Origin of the sequence: Janthinobacterium sp. HH104 (assembly GCF_001758715.1) — a bacterium.
GTDB lineage: Bacteria > Pseudomonadota > Gammaproteobacteria > Burkholderiales > Burkholderiaceae_D > Janthinobacterium > Janthinobacterium aestuarii.
On record NZ_LRIB01000028.1, the window covers coordinates 23,134 to 46,248 of the forward strand.

Sequence of the window (23,115 nt, forward strand, 5' to 3'; positions counted from 1 at the left end):
CATGGAAAACACCGTCCGCTGGGGCATCCTCGGCACCGGCAAGATCGCCCGCGCGATGGCCAATGGCTTGCGCGATGCGCCCGGTGCGCAACTGGTGGCGGTCGCCTCGCGCAGCAGCGCCGGTGCGCAGGCCTTCGGCGCCGAATTCGGCATCGAACGTTGCCATGGCTCCTACCAGGCGTTGGCTGACGATTCTGGCGTGGACGTGATCTACATCGCCACGCCGCACACCCTGCATGCGGAAAATGCCTTGCTGTGCCTGGCCGCCGGCAAGCACGTCGTCTGCGAAAAACCGTTCACCATGAATGCGCGCGAAGCGCAGGCCGTGGTCGATATGGCGCGCGAGAAAAAACTGTTTTTGATGGAAGCCATGTGGAGCCGTTTCCTGCCCGCCGTGCAGGAAGCGCAACGCATCATCGCCAGCGGCGAAATCGGCGTGCTGCGGCAGGTGCAGGCCGATATCGGCTTTGTCGCCAATTTCCCGCCCGAGCACCGCATGTTCAATCCGCAGCTCGGTGGCGGCGCGCTGCTCGACGTGGGCATCTATCCGCTGTCGATGGCGGCCTTCTTCCTCGGCCCCGTATCGCAGGTGCAGGCGCTGGCCGAGATGGGCGCCACCGGCGTCGACGAGCAGGTCGTGTTCTCGCTGCTGCATGCGGGCGGCGGCACCTCGTCCTGCGCCTGCAGCCTGCGCGCGCAGACGCCGACGGAAATGACCATTTCCGGCAGCCTGGGACGCATCCGGCTGCCCAACCGTTTTTACAAGCCCGATCACCTGATTGTCGAAATGATGGACGGCGAACGCCGCGTCGTCGCTGCCCCCCACCTGGGCAATGGCTATGCGCACGAGGCCATCGAGGCGATGCGCTGCATCCGCGCCGGCCTGCTGGAAAGCCCCCTCATGCCGCACGCCGACAGCGTGGCGCTGATGCGCAATCTCGACACCATGCGCGGCCAGATCGGCCTCGTCTACCAAGCCGACCAGGCGTGAACAGGAATCCCATGACATTGCACTCATCCCGTCCCAGCCTGAAAACTGTCCTCATCGCCAGCGGCGTCGTCCTGACCCTGGCGATGGGCGTGCGCCACGGCCTGGGCTTCTGGATGCAGCCGATCTCGCAAGCCAATGGCTGGACGCGCGAAACGTATTCGCTGGCGCTGGCCATGCAAAACCTGATGTGGGGCGTCTTCGGCCCGTTCGCCGGCATGGCGGCCGACCGCTTCGGCACCATGCGCGTCGTCATCGTCGGTGCCATCAGCTACATGGCGGGCCTCGTGTGGATGGCGCTCGTGACGCAGCCCACCCTGTTCATCGTCGGCTCCGGCATCTTCATCGGCCTGGCGCTGGCCTGTACGGCTTTTGGCGCCATCAGCGGCATCATCGGGCGCAGCGCGCCGCCCGAGCAGCGCTCGTGGGCCTTCGGCATTTCGTCGGCGGCCGGCTCGTTCGGCCAGTTCCTGATGATGCCCGTCGAGCAGCAGCTGATCTCCGCCGTGGGCTGGCAAAACGCCTTTTATGTGCTGGCCGCGCTGGTGCTGCTGGCGATGATCCCGATGGCCTTCTACCTGCGCGAGCCGCCCGTCTCGCACGCCAGCGGCCCGCAGCAAAGCGTGGGCGCCGCCTTCAGCGAAGCGATCGCCAGCCGCTCGTTCTGGCTGCTGTTGGCCGGTTATTTTGTCTGCGGTTTCCAGCTGGTCTTCATCGGCGTACACTTGCCGGCCTACCTGAAGGACCAGGGCCTGATGAACCCGAACGTCGCCGTCACGGCGCTGGCCCTGATCGGCCTGTTCAACATCGTCGGCTCCTACTATGCGGGCAAACTCGGCGGCAAGATCGCCAAGCGCTACCTGCTGTCGGCCATCTACGTGACGCGTGCCGTGGTCATCACCGCGTTCCTGCTGGCGCCATTGTCGGCGTGGTCCGTGTATCTGTTCGCCGCCGGCATGGGCGTGTTGTGGCTGTCGACCGTGCCGCTGACGAACGGCATCATCGCCGGCATCTTCGGCGTGAAGCATCTGTCGATGCTGGCCGGGATGGTGTTCTTCTCGCACCAGGTGGGCAGTTTCCTCGGCGCCTGGCTGGGCGGCTATCTGTACGAGCACCAGGGCAGTTACCACATCGTGTGGATGATCACCATCGGCCTGGGCTTGCTGGCCGCGCTGATCAACCTGCCCATCGACGAGCGCGCCGTCAAGCGCGTGGCGGTGGCCGCGTAATGGCCAGCTGGCGCACATGGCTGTGGCGCCTGGCTGGCGCCGCGCTGCTGGCCATTGTCTTCCTTGCCTATCTGCGGCCCGACTTCATGCTCGACCTGGCGAACCGCTTCTGGATGTGCATGTAGGCTGCGTGGGCGCAATGTGGTTTGCGTGAAGTCGGATTACGCTACGCTAATCCGACCTACCCGACCTGCCGCCGCGTATATCGCGTAGGTCGGATTAGGCCGAAGGCCGTAATCCGACAATCCTCGGAAACTATGCAAAATCATGCGATACCGACGCGCATTCCAGCCAGGTGGCAGCTTTTTCTTCACGGTGGTGACTGCCCATCGCCGGCCCGTTTTTTCTGCTGCCAATGCCGTGGATTTGCTGCGTGATTCTTTCCGCGCCGTGCGGCATCAACGGCCATTCGCTATCGACGCTATCGTCATCCTGCCCGATCACCTGCACTGCATCTGGACCCTGCCTGAAGACGATACCGATTTCATGACGCGCTGGCGCTTGATCAAGACGTGGTTCAGCAAACATGCAGGAATTAAGGATATTTGGCAGCACCGCTTCTGGGAGCATGTACTACGCGACGAACGCGACCTCGCCAATCATATCGATTACATCCATTACAACCCCGTCAAGCACGGCCTTGTGAGTAAAGTCATCGATTGGCCGTATTCCAGTTTTCACCGGTATGTAAAGCAGGGATGGTGTGCTGCGGATTGGGGCGGGGATGTTGTCGATATGAAGGGTGTTGGGCGGGAGTGAGCAGCGCTAACAATGTTGTCGGATTACGCTACGCTAATCCGACCTACCGTTTGCGTCGTGAGTAGGTCGGATTAGCGCAAAGCGCGTAATCCGAAAACGGCCCAAAGCATGCAATGTAAGACCTATACTTTTAAAAATTCCTCTTTCCCACCCAGCCAGCGCGCCAGGTGCGCTTCCACGGTGGCTGCAGCGGCGGCCGTGGTGGCGTGCAGCAAATCGTGCGCCACGTCGCGGGCTTGATCTACCAGCCACTGATCCGTTTCCAGGTCGGCGAAGCGCAGCATGGCCTGGCCGGACTGGCGCGCGCCAAGAAACTCCCCGGGGCCACGGATTTCCAGGTCGCGGCGGGCGATTTCAAAGCCGTCCGTCGTCTCGCGCATGGTCATCAAGCGCTGGCGCGCCACGCCGCCCAGGGGGCCCTGGTACAGTAGCAGGCAGACGCTGGCTGCCGAACCGCGGCCCACGCGCCCGCGCAGCTGGTGCAGCTGCGACAAGCCGAAGCGCTCGGCGTGCTCGATCACCATCAGCGAGGCGTTCGGCACGTCGACGCCCACCTCGATGACGGTGGTGGCTACCAGCACATGGATATGCCCGGCGATGAAGGCGTCCATCACTTCCTGCTTTTCCGCCGGTTTCAAACGGCCGTGCACGAGGCCCACCTGCAGCGCGGGCAGGGCTTCGGCCAGCATCATATAGGTGTCGGTGGCCGTCTGCAGCTGCAGCGCTTCCGATTCCTCGATCAGCGGGCAGACCCAGTACACCTGCCGGCCTTCCAGCGCGGCCGCATATACGCGGGCGATGACTTCGTCGCGCCGGTTCTGGTCGATGGCGCGCGTGACGATGGGGCTGCGTCCGGGCGGCAGCTCGTCGATCACCGACACTTCCAAGTCGGCGTAATACGTCATGGCCAGGGTGCGCGGGATGGGCGTGGCCGACATCATCAGCTGGTGCGGAACGGCCGCGCTGTCGCCCTTGTTGCGCAGGGTCAGGCGCTGGCCCACGCCGAAGCGGTGCTGCTCGTCGACAATCACCAGACCCAGTTTGGCAAACAGCACGTTATCCTGGATCAGCGCGTGCGTGCCGATCACCAGCTGCGCTTCGCCCGATTCGATCAGGGCCAGCGCGGCCGTCTTTTCCTTTTTCTTCAGGCTGCCCGTCAGCCACGCCACCTTCACGCCCAGCGGCTCCATCCAGGCGGCGATCTTGCGGAAGTGCTGCTCGGCCAGGATCTCCGTGGGCGCCATCAGCGCGGCCTGGTAGCCGCTGTCGATCGCTTGCGTGGCGGACAATGCCGCCACCACCGTCTTGCCGCTGCCGACGTCGCCCTGCAACAGGCGCTGCATCGGATACGGCAGGCGCAGGTCGGCGCGGATTTCCTCGAGCACGCGCGCCTGCGCGCCCGTCAGCTTGAAGGGCAGGGCGGCGCCGAATGCATTCGACAGGGTGCCGACGATGGGTAGCGATGCGGCGCCCTTCGAGCGGCGCGCGCGCTGGGCGCGTTTCAGCGACAGCTGCTGCGCCAGCAGTTCATCGAACTTCATGCGCACCCAGGCCGGGTGCGAGCGGTCCATCAGCGCGCTTTCATCGATGTCCTGCGGCGGATAGTGCAGCAGGTGCACGGCGGCGCGGAACGGCGACAGCTGCATTTCACGCAGCAGCTGGTCGGGCAAGGTGTCCTGCCAGTCGATGCGGCGCATGGCGTCGGCGATCTCGCGCCGCAGCACGTGCTGCGACAGGCCTTCGCCGGACGGATACACGGGCGTCAGCGCCGTGGGCAGGGGCGCTCCCTCGTTGACCACTTTATATGTCGGGTGCACCATCTCGGCGCCGAAAAAGCCGTGTTTGAGCTCGGCGCGCGCGCGTACCCGCGTGCCTTCGGCCAGCTGCTTGACCTGGCTGCCGTAGAAATTCATGAAGCGCAGCAGCAAATTGCCCGTTTCGTCGGCGATCGTCACCAGCAGCTGCTTGCGCGGCTTGAAATTGACTTCGCATTTGGTGACGATGCCCTCGACCTGCCACGACTCGCCGCCGCGCAGGCAGGCGTCGCGTATCGTGTAGACCTTGGTTTCGTCCTCGTAGCGCATCGGCAGGTGCAGCACCAGGTCCATGTCCGTGCGCAAGCCCAGTTTGGCCAGCCGGCTTTCCGTGCTGACCACTTTTTTGACGGCTTTCGGCTTGGTGGCCGGCTTGGCCGTGGGAGGAAGATCGGGCTTTGGATCGGACATATGCAAGGTTTTGGTGCCGCTAGCGTAAAATAGAGGGTTGTCCGGCACACCCTGTGCGTACCGCAGTCGTAAATTGTTGCGGCGGATTATTGTAATGCCTGTATAGGCGCACAGTATAGTGCCAGATGTTCCATTGCGCACTCCTAATCATTTTTGACGTACTTTTGAAGCAAAACGCATGTATTCGCTTTCCGATTTCGATTTTAATTTGCCGCAAGAAAACATTGCGCAAACTCCGTTGGCCGAGCGCAGCGCCTCGCGCCTGTTGCATCTGGACGGCGACGCTCTGGTCGACCGCCAGTTCGCCGACATCGTCGGGCTGTTGCAGGCGGGCGACCTGCTGGTGATGAACGATACGCGCGTACTCAAGGCGCGCTTCTTTGGCGTGAAGGAAAGCGGCGGCAAGATCGAGGCGCTGGTCGAGCGCGTGCTCGATGACCGCACCGTGCTGGCCCAGGTGCGCGCGTCGAAGTCGCCGCCGCCCGGTTGCCGCATCCGCCTGGCCGACGCCTTTGATGTGACGGTCGGCCAGCGCGCCGGCGAGTTCTTTACCCTGCACTTCGAGGCCGACGTGTTCGAGCTGATCGAGGCGCATGGCCGGCTGCCGCTGCCGCCGTACATCGAGCACGATGCGGATGCATTCGACGAGACGCGCTACCAGACCGTGTTCAACAAGGTGCCCGGCGCTGTCGCCGCACCGACGGCCGGCCTGCATTTCGACCAGGCCCTGCTCGATCAATTGAAGGCCAAGGGCGTCAACTTCGCCTATGTGACCCTGCACGTGGGCGCTGGCACCTTCCAGCCCGTGCGCACGGAGGTGCTGGCCGAACACAAGATGCATACCGAGTGGTACACCATGCCGCAGGAAACCGTCGACGCCGTGCGCGCCGCGCAGCTGGCCGGGCGCGACGTGGTGGCCGTCGGTACGACCAGCCTGCGCGCGCTGGAATCGGCCTCGCAAAGCGGCCAGCTGGTGGCGGGCAGCGCCGATACGGCCCTGTTCATCACGCCCGGCTATGCGTTTAAAACGGTGACGCGCTTGATCACCAACTTCCATTTGCCGAAGTCGACCCTGCTGATGCTGGTGTCGGCCTTTGCCGGCTATGCGCCGATCCGCAGCGCCTACGCGCATGCGATTGCGCAGAATTACCGTTTCTTCAGCTATGGCGATGCGATGCTGCTCACCACGCAATCGCGCGCTGCGCTGAACCTTGATACTCCCGTGAAAGACTGACATGCTGGAATTTACATTACTCAAGACCGACACGAGCGGCCTGACCAAGGCACGCCGCGGTACCTTGAAACTCAACCATGGCGTCGTGCAGACGCCGATCTTCATGCCAGTGGGCACTTACGGCTCCGTGAAAGCCATGTCGCCGCTGGAACTCAACGAGATCGACGCGCAGATCATTCTGGGCAACACGTTTCACCTGTGGCTGCGTCCTGGCAACACCGTCATGGAAAAATTCGGCGGCTTGCATGGTTTCATGGGCTGGAACAAGCCGATCTTGACGGACTCGGGCGGTTTCCAGGTGTTTTCGCTGGGCGCCATGCGCAAGATCACGGAAGAGGGCGTGCATTTCAATTCGCCGATCAACGGCGATAAATTGTTCCTGTCGCCGGAAGTGTCGATGCAGGTACAGCGCGTCCTGAATTCCGACATCGTCATGCAGTTCGACGAATGTACGCCGTACGAAATCCAGGGCCGTCCGGCCACCATCGAGGAAGCGGCCAAGTCCATGCGCATGTCCTTGCGCTGGGCGCAGCGCTCGAAGGACGAGTTCCACCGCGGTGAAAACCCGAATGCGCTGTTCGGCATCGTGCAGGGCGGCATGTTCGAAATGCTGCGCGACGAGTCGCTGGCCAAGCTGGAAGAAATCGATTTCCCCGGCATCGCCATCGGCGGCCTGTCCGTCGGCGAGCCGAAGGAAGACATGATGCGCATGCTGGCCCACGTGGGCCCGCGCCTGCCGGCCAACAAGCCCCATTACCTGATGGGCGTGGGCACGCCGGAAGACCTGGTGGCGGGTGTGTCGAACGGTATCGACATGTTCGACTGCGTCATGCCGACACGTAACGCCCGCAATGGCTGGCTGTTCACCCGTTTTGGCGACATCAAGATCAAGAACGCCAAGTACAAGGAAGACCAGGCGCCGCTGGACGAGACCTGCAGCTGCTACGCCTGCCGCAATTTCTCGCGCGCCTACCTGCACCATTTGCACCGCTCCAAGGAAATCCTCGGTGCGCGTTTGAATACCATCCACAACCTGCATTACTACCTGGACCTGATGCGCCAGATGCGCGAAGCGCTCGATGAAGACCGTTTCCACGCGTTTACCCTGCAATTCCACGCGGAACGCGCACGCGGAACTTAAGAAAACCTTATCTGGCGCCCTGGCCGCAGCATGGCCGGAAGTTTTGTGTATTGGTGCTTGGACTGGGGCGATAAAGCATTGCATAATGCCTTTTTAGCCCCATTTGAAGCTGCCATGCCTGCAATTGGAGGCTTGGCGGATTGCCAATGCTAGAATACAGCGCTATTTTTTCAAACTGATTAGAACTGGAGTCACCGTGTTTTTCATTTCCAACGCTTATGCGCAAGCCCCAACCGACGCCCTGGGCCTCGGCGGCAACCTGACCAGCTTCCTGCCGCTGGTATTGATGTTCGTGGTCATGTATTTCCTGATGATCCGCCCACAGCAAAAACGCGCCAAAGAACAACGGGCGATGATGGACGCGCTGGCCAAGGGTGACGAAGTCGTTACCGCCGGCGGCATGCTGGGCCGTGTTGTCAAGGTAGTGGACGCTTACGTCACCATCGAAGTGGCGACCGGCACCGAAATCACGGTGCAAAAGAGCTCCATCACCACCTTGCTGCCTAAAGGCACCCTGAAGGCGCTGTAATTCATCGCTGTCATTGCCAAAGCAATGATTGAATGGGGCGGCTACCCGCCGCCCCTCGCGACGCCTCCGACGCTCAACACTGAACGCTGAATCAATATGAATCGCTATCCTGCCTGGAAATACATCATCATCGTCGTCGCCTTATTGCTGGGCGCACTCTATACGGCGCCCAACTATTTCGGTGAGTCACCGGCGCTGCAAGTAACCAGCGGCAAGTCGACCGTCAAAGTGACGGGCGAGCTGATGACGCAAGTCGAGCAAATATTGACGAAAGAGAACGTCAAGTCGGAAGGTGTCACCATGGATGGCGCCGGCAACCTCGCCTCCGTGCGCGTACGTTTCGCCGATCCCGATACCCAGTTCAAGGCGAAACTGGTGCTGGAAAAAGACCTGAACACCGATGCCAGCGATCCCGCCTACATCGTGACGGTCAATCTGCAAGCCAATACCCCATTGTGGATGCAAAAATTGCATGCCTTGCCCATGTTCCTGGGCCTGGACTTGCGCGGTGGCGTGCACTTCCTGATGCAGGTCGATGCGAAAGCCGTACTGAACAAGAAAGTGCAGGGCGTCCAGTCCGCCGCGCGTAGCGTGTTGCGCGACAAGAATATCCGCCACGCCGGCATCGAACGCGTGGGCGACAGCGTGCAAATCAACTTCCGCGACGCGGAAACGCGCGTGAAGGCAAAAAATGTCCTGTCCGACCAGATGACGGAACTGGCGTTCGCCGATGCGGGCGAAGGCAGCGATTTGAAACTGAACATCACCCTGAAGCCGGCTGCCCTGAAAGCCACCATCGATGAAGGCGTGAAACAGAATATCTCCACCTTGTCCAAGCGCGTCAACGAGCTGGGCGTGGCCGAGCCGCTGATCCAGCAGCAAGGCCCTGACCGCATCGTGGTGCAATTGCCTGGCGTGCAGGACGTGGCCCGCGCGAAAGCCATCATCGGCCGCACGGCTACCCTGGAAGTGCGCCTGGTCGATGAGTCCATCGTCCCCGGCACCGAACTGTCGAGCGCCATTCCGTTCAACTCGGAACTGTTCACCGTCGGCAAGGGCGTCCCTGTCGTGCTGGCGAAAGACGTAATCCTGACGGGCGACTATATCTCCAGCGCCACGGCCAGCTTCGACCAGAACCAGCAGGCGGCCGTATCGATCGACCTGAACGGCGACGGCGGCCGCAAGATGCGCGAAGCGACGCGCGAACGCGTGGGCAAGCGCATGGCCATCGTGCTGTTTGAAAAGGGCAAGCCGGAAGTGCTGTCGGTTGCCACCATCCAGCAGGAACTCGGTTCGCGCTTCCAGATCACCGGCATGGGCGGCGCGGAAAACGCGAATGAACTGGCGCTGCTGCTGCGCTCGGGCGCCCTGTCCGCACCGATGACCGTCATCGAAGAACGCACGATCGGACCGCAACTGGGCGCGGAAAACATCGCCAAGGGCTTCCACTCGACCCTGTACGGCTTCATCGCCATCGCCGTCTTCATGATCGCCTACTACATGCTGTTCGGTGCCTTCAGCGTGCTGGCCCTGGCCACCAACCTGCTGTTGCTGGTCGGCTTGCTGTCGATGATCCAGGTGACGTTGACCTTGCCAGGTATCGCCGCTATCGCGCTGGCCCTGGGTATGGCGATTGACGCCAACGTGCTGATCAATGAACGTATCCGTGAAGAGCTGCGCGCCGGCAATACGCCGCAAGCGGCGATCGCCGCCGGCTTCGACCGCGCCTGGGCCACGATTCTCGACTCGAACGTGACCACCCTGATCGTCGGCCTGGCGCTGCTGGCCTTCGGTAGCGGTCCTGTGCGCGGCTTCGCTGTTGTGCATTGCCTGGGTATTCTGACCTCGATGTTCTCCTCCGTGTTCGTCTCGCGCGGCGTGGTCAACCTCTGGTATGGCCGCAAGAAAAAGCTGACGACCTTGTCGATCGGCACGGTGTGGGTGCCGGGCACCAGCAAATAAGCGACGGCCCCGACTCACCCAATAGCGTCAACAGCGATCGCGTCCGGTGGCACAGCCGCCGGACGCACAGAATAGAACTCAGAGGATTTCATGGAATTTTTCCGGATCAAAAAAGATATTCCCTTCATGCGCCATGCGTTGATTTTCAACGTGATTTCGGCCGTGACCTTCCTTGCCGCCGTCTTCTTCCTGGTGCACAAGGGCTTGCACTTGTCCGTCGAATTCAAGGGCGGCACCCTGATGGAGGTGAAATACCCGAAGGCGGCCAATCTGGAAGGCATACGCGGCACCCTGATCGCCATGGGCTATGAAGAGCCGGGCGTGACCAGCTTCGATACGGCGCGCGACGTGATGATACGCCTGCCGGTGGAAAATGGCGTCAGCGCCGCGAACACCTCGCAGCGCGTGTTTGAAGCCTTGTGCAAGGCCGAGCAAGGCTCGACCAAGGCCATCGACACCGTCACCGACAAGGGCGAGCATGTGCTCAAGAGCGCGTGTATGGATGCTGCCGGCAGCGAAGCGGTCGTCCTGCAGAAAGTTGAATTCGTCGGCCCGCAAGTGGGCGAGGAACTGGCGCAGAATGGCTTGAACGCGCTGGTGGTGGTGATTATCGGCGTGATGATCTACCTGGCCATCCGCTTCGAATGGAAATACGCTGTCTCGGCCATTATCGCCAACTTGCATGACGTGGTGATCATCCTGGGCTTCTTCGCTTTCTTCGAATGGGAATTCTCGCTGACGGTGCTGGCGGCCATCCTGGCGGTGCTCGGTTATTCCGTCAACGAATCGGTGGTGATTTTTGACCGTATCCGCGAAAACTTCCGCAAGCAGCGCAAGGCGACCGTGCATGAAGTGATCGACAGCGCGATCACCAGCACCATTTCGCGTACCATCATCACCCACGGCTCTACCCAGATGATGGTGCTGTCGATGCTGATCTTCGGCGGCCAGACCCTGCACCACTTCGCACTGGCGCTGACCATCGGTATCTGCTTCGGTATCTACTCGTCCGTGTTCGTCGCGGCCTCGATCGCCATGTGGCTGGGCGTCAAGCGCGAAGACTTGATCAAGCCGGTCAAGGAAAAAGACGAAACCGACGGCGCCGTGGTGTAAGCGCAGGTTTTTTGCAGCTTGAATGAAAGAACGATCACCGTTTGCGGTGGTCGTTTTTTTTTGTAACGGATGACGATGAAGCGTTTTTTATGGGTAGGCCTGATGGCGGGCATGACGGCATGCGCGGGCGCCGCCGATTTCAGTCGTGCCGATGCCGGCAGCATCGCCATGCGCGGCCCGATTGCCGAGGGCGACGTGGACAAGCTGCGGCTGCTGGCTACGCCGGGCACCGCGCTGTTGCGCGTCAATAGCGATGCAGGCGATCCGCAGGCGGCGATGCAGCTGGGCCGCTATCTGCGCCAGCGGCAATGGCGTCTCGCCATCGACACGCTGTGCGCCGGCAGCTGCGCCCTGTATGTGTTCCCGGCCGCGCGGCACAAAAGCATACCCGACGGCGCCGTGCTGGCACTGCAGGAGTCGGCGTTCCTGCGCGCGCAGGTCGACAGGGCGCAGATGCGGCGCATCCTGGTTGAAGCGGGTGTGGCGGCCGAGGATCTGAACGATGAAACGGTGGCGCTGGCGGCCCGGTTGGCAGAGACGGCGGCGCAGGAAGCGGCGTTTGCCGCGGAGCTGGGTATCGCCCCCGCCTTTTACCGCGACTTCCGGCAAGTGGCGGCGCAGGCCGATAGCGTGCGCCAGCGCTTTCCCGACCAGGAGGCGGCCGTCTACTGGTGGCCAACCGCCGCCCGGCTGCGGCACTGCTACGGCATCGCTGGCGTGGAGGAGGGGACGCGTGCGGCGCGCATGCTGCCCGACGGCTATCTGTATGTGCCGGCCCTGTCGGCCCTCGTCATGGGCGACCAGGCTTTGCAGGCTTGTCCATGAGCCGCAGCGGCCGTTTGTTCCTGCTGATGGACGCCATGCGCGCCAAGCGCGTGCCCGTCACGGCGGCCCAGCTGGCGCAGCAGCTCGGCGTTTCCGAGCGCACGATTTACCGCGATATCCAGACCCTGGCCGAATTGGGCGCGCCCCTGCAGGGCGAGGCCGGTATCGGCTATGTGCTGCGCCGCGGCGCCTTCTTGCCGCCGCTGATGTTTGGCGCCGACGAGCTGGAGGCGCTGGTGCTGGGCGCGCGCTGGGTGCGCCGGCAGGGCGATGCGGGCCTGGCGCAGGCGGCCAGCAATGCCCTGGCCAAGATCGCGGCCGCTTCGCCGCGCGACCTGCGCGACAGCATGGCCGAGACCAGCCTGTGGGTGCCGCTGGGGCGTCCCGCCGATGGCACGCAGCCGGCCGACCGTTACGTGCAGCCCGTGCGCGAGGCGATCCGCTACGAACAGAAGCTCACGCTCGCCTATCAGGATGAGCATGGCAGAGCGACCTCGCGCACGGTGTGGCCGTTCGCCCTGGCTTTTTTCGAAGGCAAGCGACTGCTGGCCGCCTGGTGCGAACTACGCGGCGATTACCGGCATTTCCGCATCGACCGCATCGCCGACGTGCGGCAGCATGCGGAGCGCTATCCCACGCGGCGCCATGTGCTGCTCGATGCCTGGCGCAAGGCGCACGAGATTGACCCGGAATCCTGATATTCGCTCCTGACAAAAACTGTCAGTGACGGCGACTACGATGGTGGCTTCCTCACTCACCGGAGCTATCCATCATGCGCCTGTACCACCACCCCATGTCTTCGAATGCCCGCCGTGCCCTGATGACGGCGATCCACCTCGGCCTGCCTCTGGAGCTGGCCGAAGTCGACCTGATGAATGCGGACGACCGCCGCCGCCTGGCCGAACTGAACCCGAACGGCAAAGTGCCCGTGCTGGCCGATGGCGATTTCCTGCTGTGGGAATCGTGCGCCATCATGCAATACCTGGCCGAGCAGATGCCGGGCCAGACGATTTATCCGCAGGCGCCGCAAGCGCGCGCCGACGTCAACCGCTGGCTGTTCTGGGCCGCGCAGCACTTTGCGCCCGCCATCAGCGTGCTGGCCTGGGAACGCGCCTGGAAAGGCATGATGGGCAATGGTCCGGCGGACCCGCAGGAAGAGGCGCGCGGCGAGCACGAACTGCATGCCTGCGCCGTGGTGCTGGATGCGCATCTGGCGCAGCGTGAGTGGCTCTGCGGCGATGCCTTGACCCTGGCCGAGTTCGCCGTCGCCGCGCCGCTGATGTACAGCGAGGCCGTGCGCTTGCCGCTGGCGCAGTACCAGCACATCCAGGCGTGGTTTGCCCGCGTGCGCCAGCTGCGCGCCTGGCAGGAAACGGACGTGGAACTGTTGCGGGATAATGTGTGCGCTAAGTGAGCCAGCGCACGGAGCTGGCGCGGCACAGCGCATAAGATAGGGCTGTCTCTTTCAGGACATCCCTAGCTTTGGACTTTACCCGCTTTCGAGCGGGTTTTTTTTGAATAGCAGCTTGATAAATTGATAATCGCTGCACAGATGGGGCACATCCCACTTTCAGCAGGTACGCCATGTTCATGCCACGCCATCCGAAACCCCTGTTGAGTACCAAGGCGGTCGCCATGCAAGTTGTCGAGCAAAAGCAGGGAACGCAGGCCATGGACAAGCATGTGCTGATCGTCGACGTGCCGAAGCCGGCGCCAGGCGTGTCGATCATGCCGCCGGTGCCGGTAAAACAGGATTAATGCACGAGCACCTTCAGCAGCGACTGCACTTCATCATCCGATTCTTCCATGATGCTCGACAAGGTTGCATCGTCGCCGATCAGGCAATCGATGCTGCGCGCGGCGCGGGCGGCCCGCACGGCGATGGCGGCCGGGCTTTCGTTGAGCGGTGACGAGACGGGCGCCAGGTCATTTGCCAGCAACAGGGTGTCGCCCAGCGATTCGGGCGGGATGGCGCGCAAGCCTTCCCACAGCGCATCGATGGCGCCCCTGACCGCTTCCGGCACCTTCAGTTTGGCCAGGACACCGTGGCCGATGGCCTGTTCGCCATGTTCGACCCAGTCTTCCGGTTCGCCGTCGAGGATGCCGGGGAATTCGGCCGCGCGCGACAGCAGATAAAACCCGCCCACTTCATGCATGATGCCGGCAAACAGGGCCGTATCGGGGTCCACCTTGGTGACGCGGCGGGCCAGTACCTGCGACAGGGCCGCCACGTGGGCCGTATGCTCCCACAGCTGGTTGGCCTTCGCTTGCAGCACGGGATCGGTGATGGTGCTGCCCAGCTGGCGCACGATCAGCGATGCCACCACCGACTGCAGGGTACGCACGCCTAGCCGCTGCACGGCATTGCGCACGCTGGTGATTTCATTGCCGGAACGGTTGAACGCCACGGAATTGGCGATGGCCACCGTGCGTGCCGCCAGCAGCGGGTCAGCCTGCACCAGCTTGGCGGCGGCCTCGATATGGCAGTCGGGATCGGCCAGCGCCTCTTGCAGCTTGAGCGAAGCGTCCACATTGGCAGGAAAGGTCAGCTCGCCACGAGCGGCTTGTGCGGCGATGCTTTTAAAGGCGTCGAGTCTGTTCATTGAAAAAATTATACTCGCAATATTTCCGTGCGGAACTTTTTAACCATGATCTTTTCACAAACAGCTTAGCAAAAGGCAAGCAAAGCCCTGTAAACGGAAAGAGGCATGCCCCGGTATCGGCGGCATGCCTCTTTTGATAAAGTGAGCGTTATCAGTCTGCTTCGCTAAATATCGCGTCGCAGCCTTCAACGAGTTCATCGCTGTCTTCCAGCTCATCGGTCAAGCCCAGGTCGAACAGTTCCTCGACGGCGTTCATGAAGCTGTTGTGCTTGGTGGCGCCGATCAGGCGGTAGATTTCGCCGTCTTCGTTGCGCACGCCAATGATCAGTTTTTCCTGGCGTACCAGTTCCGGCGTGCTGGCGTTGAGCAGCAGATTGCCGATGATGTGTTTATCGAAATGAGCAGGCTTTTTGCCTTCGAGCAGTGAGGTTTTCAACTTGGTTTCCTTTGTCTTGTTTGAATGTCGGTGCCTGGTGTATGGTCAGCCGTTGGCGATGGCCTGTTTCAGTCCCGCCAGGGTGCTTTCCAGACGTATGAAATCGTCTTCGGTATAGCCGTCGAACAGGCGCTGGCCCTGCGTTGTCAGCTTGGGGAACACGTCATGGAACACCTGTTCGCCCTCGCAGCTCAGGCGCACGTAATAGGAACGCTTGTCGCGTGGACAACGTTCGCGTATCACCAGCCCCTTCTGTTCCAGCCGGTCCACCACGCCCGTCAAAGTACCCTTGGTAATCAGGGTTTTCTGGCCCAGTTCCTTGTAGGACATGCCGCAGGTGTTGCCGAGCGTGGCAATGATGTCGAATTGCGCATGCGTCAAGCCGTACTGGCGCACGAAGTCGCCAGAAAACCGCTCGAAGCCTTGCATGCATTCGGCCAGCAGCCGGATACTTTTTAAATATCGTTCACCCATGGGGGTGATTATATCCTTCCGCTCCGCTTTTTTCCGCCGCGCCGGGATGCGCCCTTGCATGAGGGGCGCGACGGGGCGGAAGTCCGGTATCATGTGGGCAACTCAGCCCTTGCCCTTGGTCCGCCTCGCCGATGTCCTTCGCTAATCTTTCCCGTATCGGCCTCGACAAACCGCTGCGTTTGCTGCTGGTCCATGCCGGCGATGCCGAGTCGATCACCTGGGCCGGCCTGGTGCAGCCGCTGCGCCTGTGCGCGCGGGCGCTGGGGCCGGACGCCCTGCAACTGGACGTGCGCACGCCGGAACAGGTGGCCGCGCAGGGCGGTAACTGGCATATCGCGCTGCTGGTGGCCGACGAGACGGAGGCGCCGCTGCGCGCCGAGCTGTGCCGGGCCGTGATCGAACGTTGCCGTTCGGCGCCGTTCTGGGGCGGCGTGGGCGCGGCCGTGCTGTGGCTGGCCGGCGCGGGCGTCATGGATGGCGTGCGCATCGCCTTGCCGTGGGCCCTGTATGCCGATGCGGAAGCGAAGGCGGAACGGGCCATCCTGACGCCGCACCTGTTCGACATCGACGGCCCGCACATCACCTGCTGCGGCGGCGCGGCCAGCATCGATTTTTCGCTGACCCTGATCGAGACCATCTTTGGCGCCGACGTGCAGGCGCTCGTCAAGGAAGCGCTGTGCGTGGACAAGGTGCGCGGCAAGGAAGAGCGCCAGAGGGTGGCCCTGCAGGCGCGTTTCGGCGTGCTGCAGCCCAAGTTGTCCGAGGCGGTAACCTTGATGGAAGCCAATATCGAAGAACCGCTGTCGACCGACGATATCGCCAGCCTGGTGGGCCTGTCGCGGCGCCAGCTCGAGCGGCTGTTCAAGCAATACCTGGGCAGTCTGCCATCGCGCTACTACCTGGAGCTGCGCCTGCGGCGTTCACGGCAACTATTGCTTGATACGCATTATTCTATTGTGCAAGTTGGCCTGATGTGCGGCTTTTCCTCGGGCTCGCACTTTTCCACGGCCTTTGGCACCCTGTTTGGCAATACGCCCCGGGAAGAGCGGCAAAGAAAGCTGATGCCGCCTGCGTGATTAAAGCAAGCCCGGCTGTGATGAATTGTGAAAATCCTTGTCGCAGATTCAAAAGAGTTTTAGCATCCCGCTTTTTATAATGCAGTACACACGTAGCTGTCGTAGCTGCGGAGTACCTAACATATTGATGGGGAAATGCTATGAATGCCAAGCTTGATTCGACCGTAACGGCTCGTCCAGTCACCCGGGAAACCTTTGACCAGGTCCTCGTTCCTACCTACGCCCCTGCAGCCATGGTGCCCGTGCGCGGTTCCGGACTGGACCTGTGGGACCAGTCAGGCAAGCATTACCTCGATTTCACCTCCGGCATCGCCGTCAACAGCCTGGGCCACTGCCATCCGGCCCTGGTCGACGTGCTGACCAAGCAAATCAATAATCTGTGGCATTTGGGCAACGGCTACACCAATGAGCCCGTGCTGCGCCTGGCGCTGGCCCTGACGGAAGCGACCTTCGCCGACCGCGCCTTCTTCTGCAACTCGGGCGCGGAAGCCAACGAAGCGGCCCTGAAGCTGGCGCGCAAGTACGCGCATACCAAGTTCGGCGCGCACAAGTCGCGCATCATCTCGTGCTTCAGCTCCTTCCACGGCCGCACCCTGTTTACCGTCTCCGTCGGCGGCCAGGCCAAGTACACGGAAGGCTTCGAGCCGCTGCCGCCATCGATCGACCACATCGCCTACAACGATATCGAAGCGGCGCGCGCCGCCATCGGCGATGACGTGTGCGCAGTGATCGTCGAGCCGGTACAAGGCGAAGGCGGCGTGGTGCCGGGCAATCCGGAATTCCTCAAGGAGTTGCGCGCCCTGTGCGACAAGACGGGCGCCCTGCTGATTTTCGACGAAGTCCAGAGCGGCATGGGCCGCACTGGCGCCTTGTTCGCCTACATGGGCTACGGCGTCACGCCGGACATCCTGACGGCCGCCAAGGCCCTGGGCAACGGCTACCCGATCGGCGCCATGCTGACCACGAATGAACTGGCGCAGACCCTGGCCGTCGGCACCCACGGCACCACCTACGGCGGCAACCCGCTGGCCGCCACCGTGGCCCTGACCGTGCTGGACACGATCAACACGCCGGCATTCCTGGCGCGCGTGAAAGAAGCGAGCGTCAACACCATCGCCATGCTGCAAGGCTTGATCACGGATTACCCGCAAGTGTTCTCCATCGTGCGCGGCAGCGGTTTGCTGCTGGGCCTGGTCGTCACCGATGCCTACAAAGGCCGCGCGAAAGACATCCAGAAAGCGGCCGAAGCGCAAGGCTTGATGGTGCTGATCGCCGGCATGGACGTGGTGCGCCTGGCGCCGGCCCTGATCGTCTCGGACGAGCAGATCGCCGAAGCGGGCCGTCTGCTGCGCGCCGCCATCGACGGCATGCTGAAAGCCTGAAGCTAGCCCCGCTCCCTGTTTGATCACCGGCCCGCCGCTTTGCTGCGGGCCGGCTTGGTTCTACCCCAGCATTGTCAGCATTGAAGGAGTACCCATGTATGTTGTCCGTCCGGTAGAAATTGCGGATATTGCAGCCCTCGAAGCGCTGGCCGCAGTCACCATGCCGGGTGTCCATACCCTGCCGAAGACGCGCGAAAAAATCGCCGCCTCCGTCGAGCGCTCCATCGCCTCGTTTGCCGCCCATGTCGACATCCCCAGCGAAGAGTCGTATCTCTTCGTGCTTGAATCCCTGCTCGACAAGAGCATCTTTGGTACGGCCGCCATCTTCGCCTCGGCCGGCTCGAACGGCACCTATTTTTCCTTCCGCAACGACGTCATCCAGCAAGTCTCGCGCGACCTGAACATCAGCCACAGCGTGCATGCGCTGACCCTGTGTTCCGAGTTGACGGCGTACTCGCAGCTGTCCGGCTTCTATGTGCGCAACATGGAACAGGCGGGCCTGGAAGCGGCCCTGCTGTCGCGCGCGCGGCTGCTGTTCGCCGTGCTGGCGCCGCACCGTTTCGGCGACCGTTTCTTCGTGCCGCTGGCCGGCATCACGGACGCCAACGGCCAGTCGCCGTTCTGGGATGCGCTGGGCCGCAAGTTCTTCCAGATGGATTTCCTCGATGCCGAAAAAGTCATCGGCGGGGCGCGCAACCGCACCCTGATCGTCGAACTGATGCCGCACTACCCCGTGTACGTGCCGCTGCTGCCCGGCGACGCGCAGGCGGCCATGGGCCAGATCCACCCGAGCGGCGAACTGGCGTTCAATCTGCTGACGGAAGAAGGCTTCGAAGCCGACGATTACATCGACATCTTCGATGGCGGCCCGATCCTGCAGGCGCACAAGCATGCGCTGCGCTCGTTTACGGGCTCGCTCACGCGCCGCGTCGTCGCAGGCGTCACGCCCAGCCGCACGGGCATGAAAGTCAATTATGCGGTCGCTTCCGGCGCCGAGCGCAATTTCCGCGCCGTGACCTTTGCCTGCGATGCGCTCGAAGCGCAGGACACCATCGGTTTGCCGGCAGACCTGCTCGAGGCGCTGGCCGTGGCCGAAGGCGACAGCGTCATTTGCGTGCGTATCTAAGGGAGTCAATTTTATGCTAGTAGTACGCGCCATCAACGCCAATGACCTCGATGCCCTGTATGGGCTGGCCAGCCAGGTCGGCACCGGCATGACCACGCTCAAGCCGGACATGAAAATGCTGGGCGACCGCCTGGCCATCGCCTGCGCTTCGTTCGCCGAAACCATTCCGCCAGAAAAGCGCGATTACATGTTCGTCATGGAGGATACCGATACGGGCCGCCTGGCTGGCGTGTGCGCCATCAAGGGCGCCGTGGGCCTGGATGAACCGTTCTATAACTACCGCATCGGCACCCTGGTCCATTCCAGCCGCGAGCTCGATGTGTTTACGCGCATGGAAACCCTGTACCTGTCGAACGACCTGACGGGCAGCACGGAACTGTGCTCGCTGTTTCTGCACCCCGATTACCGCAGCGGCAACAACGGCAAGCTGCTGTCGAAAAGCCGTTTCCTGTTCATCGCCCAGTTCCCGCAGCTGTTCACGGAAAAGCTGATCGCGGAAATGCGCGGCTACCAGGCGCCGGACGGCAGCTCGCCGTTTTATGAAGGCCTGGGCCGCCACTTCTTCAAGATGGATTTCCACCACGTCGACGACTTGACGAGCCTCGGTAAAAAATCGTTCATCGCCGAGCTGATGCCACGCCAGCCCATGTACGTGGCCTACCTGCCCGACGAAGCGCAGGAAGTCATCGGCAAGGTGCATCTGAGCACTGCGCCCGCGCGCCGCCTGCTGGAACAGGAAGGCTTGCACTTCGAAGGCTATGTCGATATTTTCGACGCCGGTCCCGTGCTGCAGGCGCGCGTCTCCGAACTGCGCGCCATGCGCGACAGCATGCCGGCCGTGCTCGACGCCGCGACTGTGCCAGTGCCTGCACCGGAAGTGTGCGGCGATGCCGCCCAGGCCGAGCCTTACCTGGTGTCGAACACCGACCTGAAAGATTTCCGCATGATCGTCACCTGCGCCAATCCGCACAGCGGCAAGATCGCGCTGGACGACGATGAACTGCATCTGCTGCGCTGCCATCACGGCGATACCGTGCGCACCTTGTCACTCAACCCGAGGAAGCATCCCCATGTCTAACGTATTGAATCCATCTACCGCAGCATCGAACTTCATCAACGCCGCCTGGCTGCCAGGCACGGGCCGTGAACTGGCCACCATCGATCCGTCGAACGGCAAGCAGACCTGGGCCAGCCTGGAAGCGACAGAACACGAAGTCGAACAGGCGTGCCAGGCCGCCCGCGCCGCTTTTGAAGCGTGGGCCGATACGCCCGTCGACGAGCGCATCGCCATCTGCGTGCGCTTTCGCGAACTGCTGAAGGAGCATGCGGAAGCGCTGGCGCTGTTGATCTCGGAAGAAGTGGGAAAACCGCTGTGGGAGTCGCGCACGGAAGTGGCCACCATGGCCAACAAGATCGATATCTCGGTGCAGTCGTACAACGCGCGCACGGGTATCACGCAAAGCAAGATCGCCGATGGCGACGCCGTGCTGCGTCACCGTCCGCATGGCGTGTTCGGCGTCTTCGGTCCGTACAATTTCCCCGGCCACCTGCCGAACGGCCACATCGTGCCGGCCCTGATCGCCGGTAACACCATCGTCTTCAAACCGAGCGAATATGCGCCGCGCACGGCCATCAAAACCGTGCAGCTGTGGCAGCAGGCCGGCTTGCCGAATGGCGTCGTCAACCTCGTCAACGGCGGGCGCGACACGGGCGTGGCGCTTGGCGCCAATCCGCATCTCGACGGCGTATTGTTTACGGGGTCGTGCCAGACGGGCATCAGCCTGCATCGCCAGTTCGGCGGCCAGCCGGGCAAGATGCTGGCGCTGGAAATGGGCGGCAACAACGCCCTCGTCGTGTGGGACGTCAAGGATGTCGACGCGGCCGTGCACCACGCGATCTTCTCCGCCTTTGTCTCGGCCGGCCAGCGCTGCACCTGCGCACGCCGCCTGGTGGTGCAGGATAACGCCGCCGGTGCTGCCTTCGTTGCGCGCTTGGTGGAAGTGGCCGCAAAACTGGGTATCGGCGCGTCCGACGCCCAGCCGCAGCCGTTCATGGGCCCAGTGGTATCGAGCGCCGTGGCAAAACGCCTGGTGCAGGCGCAGGCGGACATGGTCGCCAAGGGCGGCACCACCTTGCTGCAGATGCGCCAGTTGAATCCCGAGGCGGGCTTTGTCACGGCCGGCATCGTCGACGTGACTAGTGCTGCCGGCATTCCCGACGAAGAGTGGTTTGGCCCACTGCTGCAAGTGGTCCGCGTGGCCGATTTCAATGCGGCCCTGAAGGTGGCCAATGCCACGGAATTCGGCCTGGCTGCGGCGCTGTTGTCCGACGATCCGGCCCTGTGGCAAACGTTCCAGACGCGCGCGCGCGCCGGCATCGTCAACTGGAACCGTCCGACCACGGGCGCGGCCAGCACGGCGCCGTTCGGCGGCATCGGCAAGTCGGGCAACCACCGTCCGAGCGCCTATTACGCGGCCGATTACTGCGCCTACCCGGTCGCCTCGATCGAGAACGGCGTATTGGAAATGCCGGCCAAGCTGTCGCCTGGCCTGAATTTTTAAATTTTAAGGACATGCCTCCCATGCACAGCACGCGCGAATACAATTTTGACGGCCTGGTCGGGCCATCGCATAACTATGCGGGACTCTCGTTTGGCAACGTGGCCTCGTTCAGCAATGTGAAAAGCGCTTCGAATCCGAAGCAGGCCGCCTTGCAGGGCCTGGCGAAGATGCGCGCGCTGGCCGCGCGCGGCTTTGCGCAAGCCTTGCTGCCGCCGCAGGACCGGCCGAATTTCCGCCTGCTGCGCTCCATCGGTTTCACGGGCACGGACGCCGAGGTGCTGGCGCGCGCCTACAAGGAATCCCCGGTGATCCTGGCCTGCGCGTATTCCGCCTCGCCCATGTGGACGGCGAACGCCGCCACGGTCAGCCCGTCGGCGGACACGCAAGATGGCCGCGTGCATTTCACGGCCGCCAACCTGAATAACAAGCTGCACCGCGCCTTCGAGCACGCACAGTCGGCGCGCAGCCTGCGCGCCATTTTCAGCGACGACAAGCACTTCGCCGTGCACGATGCGCTGCCGTCGACACCGGCCTTCGGCGACGAGGGCGCGGCCAACCACACGCGCTTGGGCGCCGGCCACGGTGCGCCATCGGTGGAGTTGTTCGTGTATGGTCGCGTGGAGTTCGACCCGTCCGCGCCATTGCCGAAGCGCTACCCGGCGCGCCAGACCCTGGAAGCGTCGCAAGCCGTGGCGCGATTGCATGGCCTGGACGCGAAGCGCACCGTGTACGTGCAGCAGAACCCGGACGTGATCGACCAGGGCGTGTTCCATAACGACGTCATCGCCGTCGGCAATGGCAATGTGCTGTTCTATCACGAGCAGGCGTTTGCCGATGAAGAAGCAAGCTTGTCGCAGTTGCGCCGCGCCGTCGCCGCCACGGGTGTGCAACTGGACGCGCTGCGCGTGGACACGGGCCAGGTGCCGATCCAGGATGCGGTGACCAGCTATCTGTTCAACAGCCAGTTGCTGACGAAAGAGGGCGGCAAGATGGCGCTGGTGATACCGCAGGAATGCCAGGAAAACCGCGCCGTGTCGCGCTACCTGGAAGGCCTGGTGGCCAGCGGTGGACCGATCGATGAACTGATACATTTCGACCTGCGCCAGAGCATGCGCAACGGCGGCGGGCCCGCCTGCCTGCGTTTGCGCGTGGCGCTGACGGAAACCGAGGCGCGCGCCATGCACCAGGGCGTGATCATGACGGAAACGCTGTACCATCGGCTGGTGCCGTGGGTGGAAAAACACTACCGCGACCATCTGGAGCCGGGCGACCTGGCCGATCCGCAGCTGGCGCTGGAAGTGCATGCGGCGCTTGAAGAATTGACGATCATCCTCAACTTACCTGGATTGTACGACTTGTAGGCGATAGAAAAACACACAGAACATCCGAGACAACTATCCGTAGCACAGACAGAATTGGACGGGCGACCCCCGTCTCTTGACACCGCTGCCG

At 62.7% G+C, this 23,115-nt stretch carries 23 protein-coding genes; 19 read left to right on the forward strand and 4 right to left on the reverse strand.

Going from position 1 to position 23,115, the window contains the following annotated elements:
* The first annotated feature begins 1 nt into the window (after position 1).
* From JAB6_RS10940 to JAB6_RS10950, 4 genes are all read left to right on the forward strand, one after another.
* A complete protein-coding gene (locus JAB6_RS10940) occupies positions 2 to 991 on the forward strand; it encodes a Gfo/Idh/MocA family protein (RefSeq protein WP_070302830.1) in 990 nt (329 codons plus the stop codon).
* A gap of 11 nt (positions 992 to 1,002) precedes the next feature.
* Entirely contained in the window at positions 1,003 to 2,217 is a 1,215-nt protein-coding gene (locus JAB6_RS10945) for an MFS transporter (RefSeq protein WP_080698372.1), read from the forward strand.
* The gene (locus JAB6_RS29870) at positions 2,217 to 2,342 is read left to right on the forward strand and encodes a hypothetical protein (RefSeq protein ID WP_257620246.1); all 126 of its coding nucleotides are present in this window, start codon (positions 2,217 to 2,219) and stop codon (positions 2,340 to 2,342) included. Before JAB6_RS10945 ends, JAB6_RS29870 begins: the two co-directional genes overlap by 1 nt.
* Before the next feature lie 142 nt (positions 2,343 to 2,484).
* Complete coding sequence (locus JAB6_RS10950) at positions 2,485 to 2,976, forward strand: transposase (protein ID WP_070302831.1); 492 nt, start codon at positions 2,485 to 2,487, stop codon at positions 2,974 to 2,976.
* 122 nt (positions 2,977 to 3,098) lie between these two features.
* On the opposite strand, the gene recG is transcribed toward JAB6_RS10950, so the two are convergent.
* Positions 3,099 to 5,201 (reverse strand): ATP-dependent DNA helicase RecG, encoded by a 2,103-nt coding sequence (gene recG, locus JAB6_RS10955; RefSeq protein WP_083292667.1) that lies wholly within the window; start codon positions 5,199 to 5,201, stop codon positions 3,099 to 3,101.
* 178 nt (positions 5,202 to 5,379) lie between these two features.
* Here recG and queA point away from each other — a divergent pair, with 178 nt between their 5' ends.
* The 9 genes from queA (at position 5,380) to JAB6_RS29305 (ending at position 13,763) form a co-directional block, all read left to right on the forward strand.
* On the forward strand, positions 5,380 to 6,435 hold the full coding sequence (gene queA / locus JAB6_RS10960) for a tRNA preQ1(34) S-adenosylmethionine ribosyltransferase-isomerase QueA (RefSeq protein WP_034745496.1): 1,056 nt from the start codon (positions 5,380 to 5,382) through the stop codon (positions 6,433 to 6,435).
* Between the two features lies 1 nt (position 6,436).
* Positions 6,437 to 7,576: a tRNA guanosine(34) transglycosylase Tgt gene (tgt, locus tag JAB6_RS10965; protein WP_034745502.1), complete on the forward strand. Its 1,140-nt coding sequence runs from the start codon at positions 6,437 to 6,439 to the stop codon at positions 7,574 to 7,576.
* Between the two features lie 196 nt (positions 7,577 to 7,772).
* Positions 7,773 to 8,105: a preprotein translocase subunit YajC gene (gene yajC / locus JAB6_RS10970; protein ID WP_034745505.1), complete on the forward strand. Its 333-nt coding sequence runs from the start codon at positions 7,773 to 7,775 to the stop codon at positions 8,103 to 8,105.
* A gap of 96 nt (positions 8,106 to 8,201) precedes the next feature.
* On the forward strand, positions 8,202 to 10,067 hold the full coding sequence (gene secD / locus JAB6_RS10975; RefSeq protein ID WP_034745508.1) for a protein translocase subunit SecD: 1,866 nt from the start codon (positions 8,202 to 8,204) through the stop codon (positions 10,065 to 10,067).
* 90 nt (positions 10,068 to 10,157) lie between these two features.
* Complete coding sequence (gene secF, locus JAB6_RS10980) at positions 10,158 to 11,180, forward strand: protein translocase subunit SecF (RefSeq protein ID WP_034745511.1); 1,023 nt, start codon at positions 10,158 to 10,160, stop codon at positions 11,178 to 11,180.
* 75 nt (positions 11,181 to 11,255) lie between these two features.
* Positions 11,256 to 12,005, forward strand: a complete 750-nt coding sequence (locus tag JAB6_RS10985; RefSeq protein WP_139143358.1) for a hypothetical protein — start codon at positions 11,256 to 11,258, stop codon at positions 12,003 to 12,005.
* Positions 12,002 to 12,703: a YafY family protein gene (locus JAB6_RS10990; protein ID WP_070302833.1), complete on the forward strand. Its 702-nt coding sequence runs from the start codon at positions 12,002 to 12,004 to the stop codon at positions 12,701 to 12,703. Before JAB6_RS10985 ends, JAB6_RS10990 begins: the two co-directional genes overlap by 4 nt.
* Positions 12,704 to 12,777: 74 nt before the next feature.
* Complete coding sequence (locus tag JAB6_RS10995; protein WP_070302834.1) at positions 12,778 to 13,419, forward strand: glutathione S-transferase family protein; 642 nt, start codon at positions 12,778 to 12,780, stop codon at positions 13,417 to 13,419.
* A gap of 170 nt (positions 13,420 to 13,589) precedes the next feature.
* The gene (locus JAB6_RS29305; protein WP_175444531.1) at positions 13,590 to 13,763 is read left to right on the forward strand and encodes a hypothetical protein; all 174 of its coding nucleotides are present in this window, start codon (positions 13,590 to 13,592) and stop codon (positions 13,761 to 13,763) included.
* Here the strand turns inward: JAB6_RS29305 and JAB6_RS11000 are convergent.
* The 3 genes from JAB6_RS11000 to JAB6_RS11010 form a co-directional block, all read right to left on the reverse strand.
* Complete coding sequence (locus tag JAB6_RS11000; RefSeq protein WP_034745523.1) at positions 13,760 to 14,608, reverse strand: HDOD domain-containing protein; 849 nt, start codon at positions 14,606 to 14,608, stop codon at positions 13,760 to 13,762. The genes JAB6_RS29305 and JAB6_RS11000 overlap by 4 nt on opposite strands.
* A 151-nt stretch (positions 14,609 to 14,759) precedes the next feature.
* Positions 14,760 to 15,044 carry a hypothetical protein gene (locus JAB6_RS11005; RefSeq protein ID WP_034745526.1) on the reverse strand — a complete coding sequence of 95 codons (285 nt, stop codon included), beginning with the start codon at positions 15,042 to 15,044 and terminating at the stop codon, positions 14,760 to 14,762.
* Positions 15,045 to 15,089: 45 nt separating this feature from the next.
* On the reverse strand, positions 15,090 to 15,473 hold the full coding sequence (locus JAB6_RS11010) for a MarR family transcriptional regulator (RefSeq protein ID WP_083292683.1): 384 nt from the start codon (positions 15,471 to 15,473) through the stop codon (positions 15,090 to 15,092).
* A 176-nt stretch (positions 15,474 to 15,649) separates the two neighbouring features.
* Between JAB6_RS11010 and JAB6_RS11015 the strand changes: the two genes are divergently transcribed.
* From JAB6_RS11015 to astB, 6 genes are all read left to right on the forward strand, one after another.
* Positions 15,650 to 16,594, forward strand: a complete 945-nt coding sequence (locus tag JAB6_RS11015; RefSeq protein ID WP_070302836.1) for a GlxA family transcriptional regulator — start codon at positions 15,650 to 15,652, stop codon at positions 16,592 to 16,594.
* A 140-nt stretch (positions 16,595 to 16,734) separates the two neighbouring features.
* Positions 16,735 to 17,976, forward strand: coding sequence for an acetylornithine/succinylornithine family transaminase (gene astC / locus JAB6_RS11020; protein WP_034745535.1), 1,242 nt, complete (start codon positions 16,735 to 16,737; stop codon positions 17,974 to 17,976).
* Positions 17,977 to 18,070: 94 nt separating this feature from the next.
* Positions 18,071 to 19,102: an arginine N-succinyltransferase gene (locus tag JAB6_RS11025; protein WP_070302837.1), complete on the forward strand. Its 1,032-nt coding sequence runs from the start codon at positions 18,071 to 18,073 to the stop codon at positions 19,100 to 19,102.
* A gap of 13 nt (positions 19,103 to 19,115) precedes the next feature.
* Positions 19,116 to 20,180, forward strand: coding sequence for an arginine N-succinyltransferase (astA, locus tag JAB6_RS11030; protein WP_070302838.1), 1,065 nt, complete (start codon positions 19,116 to 19,118; stop codon positions 20,178 to 20,180).
* Complete coding sequence (gene astD, locus JAB6_RS11035) at positions 20,173 to 21,663, forward strand: succinylglutamate-semialdehyde dehydrogenase (RefSeq protein ID WP_083292668.1); 1,491 nt, start codon at positions 20,173 to 20,175, stop codon at positions 21,661 to 21,663. The genes astA and astD overlap by 8 nt, the downstream gene beginning before the upstream one ends.
* Before the next feature lie 20 nt (positions 21,664 to 21,683).
* On the forward strand, positions 21,684 to 23,024 hold the full coding sequence (gene astB, locus JAB6_RS11040) for an N-succinylarginine dihydrolase (protein ID WP_070302839.1): 1,341 nt from the start codon (positions 21,684 to 21,686) through the stop codon (positions 23,022 to 23,024).
* The last annotated feature ends 91 nt before the right edge of the window (positions 23,025 to 23,115 follow it).

Coding starts and splice junctions, on each gene's coding strand:
- JAB6_RS10940 (WP_070302830.1), top strand. CDS start 2: ATGGAAAACACCGTCCGCTGGGGCATCCTCGGCACCGGCAAGATCGCC.
- JAB6_RS10945 (WP_080698372.1), top strand. CDS start 1,003: ATGACATTGCACTCATCCCGTCCCAGCCTGAAAACTGTCCTCATCGCC.
- JAB6_RS29870 (WP_257620246.1), top strand. CDS start 2,217: ATGGCCAGCTGGCGCACATGGCTGTGGCGCCTGGCTGGCGCCGCGCTG.
- JAB6_RS10950 (WP_070302831.1), top strand. CDS start 2,485: ATGCGATACCGACGCGCATTCCAGCCAGGTGGCAGCTTTTTCTTCACG.
- recG (WP_083292667.1), bottom strand. CDS start 5,201: ATGTCCGATCCAAAGCCCGATCTTCCTCCCACGGCCAAGCCGGCCACC.
- queA (WP_034745496.1), top strand. CDS start 5,380: ATGTATTCGCTTTCCGATTTCGATTTTAATTTGCCGCAAGAAAACATT.
- tgt (WP_034745502.1), top strand. CDS start 6,437: ATGCTGGAATTTACATTACTCAAGACCGACACGAGCGGCCTGACCAAG.
- secD (WP_034745508.1), top strand. CDS start 8,202: ATGAATCGCTATCCTGCCTGGAAATACATCATCATCGTCGTCGCCTTA.
- secF (WP_034745511.1), top strand. CDS start 10,158: ATGGAATTTTTCCGGATCAAAAAAGATATTCCCTTCATGCGCCATGCG.
- JAB6_RS10985 (WP_139143358.1), top strand. CDS start 11,256: ATGAAGCGTTTTTTATGGGTAGGCCTGATGGCGGGCATGACGGCATGC.
- JAB6_RS10990 (WP_070302833.1), top strand. CDS start 12,002: ATGAGCCGCAGCGGCCGTTTGTTCCTGCTGATGGACGCCATGCGCGCC.
- JAB6_RS10995 (WP_070302834.1), top strand. CDS start 12,778: ATGCGCCTGTACCACCACCCCATGTCTTCGAATGCCCGCCGTGCCCTG.
- JAB6_RS29305 (WP_175444531.1), top strand. CDS start 13,590: ATGTTCATGCCACGCCATCCGAAACCCCTGTTGAGTACCAAGGCGGTC.
- JAB6_RS11000 (WP_034745523.1), bottom strand. CDS start 14,608: ATGAACAGACTCGACGCCTTTAAAAGCATCGCCGCACAAGCCGCTCGT.
- JAB6_RS11010 (WP_083292683.1), bottom strand. CDS start 15,473: ATGCAAGGCTTCGAGCGGTTTTCTGGCGACTTCGTGCGCCAGTACGGC.
- JAB6_RS11015 (WP_070302836.1), top strand. CDS start 15,650: ATGTCCTTCGCTAATCTTTCCCGTATCGGCCTCGACAAACCGCTGCGT.
- astC (WP_034745535.1), top strand. CDS start 16,735: ATGAATGCCAAGCTTGATTCGACCGTAACGGCTCGTCCAGTCACCCGG.
- JAB6_RS11025 (WP_070302837.1), top strand. CDS start 18,071: ATGTATGTTGTCCGTCCGGTAGAAATTGCGGATATTGCAGCCCTCGAA.
- astA (WP_070302838.1), top strand. CDS start 19,116: ATGCTAGTAGTACGCGCCATCAACGCCAATGACCTCGATGCCCTGTAT.
- astD (WP_083292668.1), top strand. CDS start 20,173: ATGTCTAACGTATTGAATCCATCTACCGCAGCATCGAACTTCATCAAC.
- astB (WP_070302839.1), top strand. CDS start 21,684: ATGCACAGCACGCGCGAATACAATTTTGACGGCCTGGTCGGGCCATCG.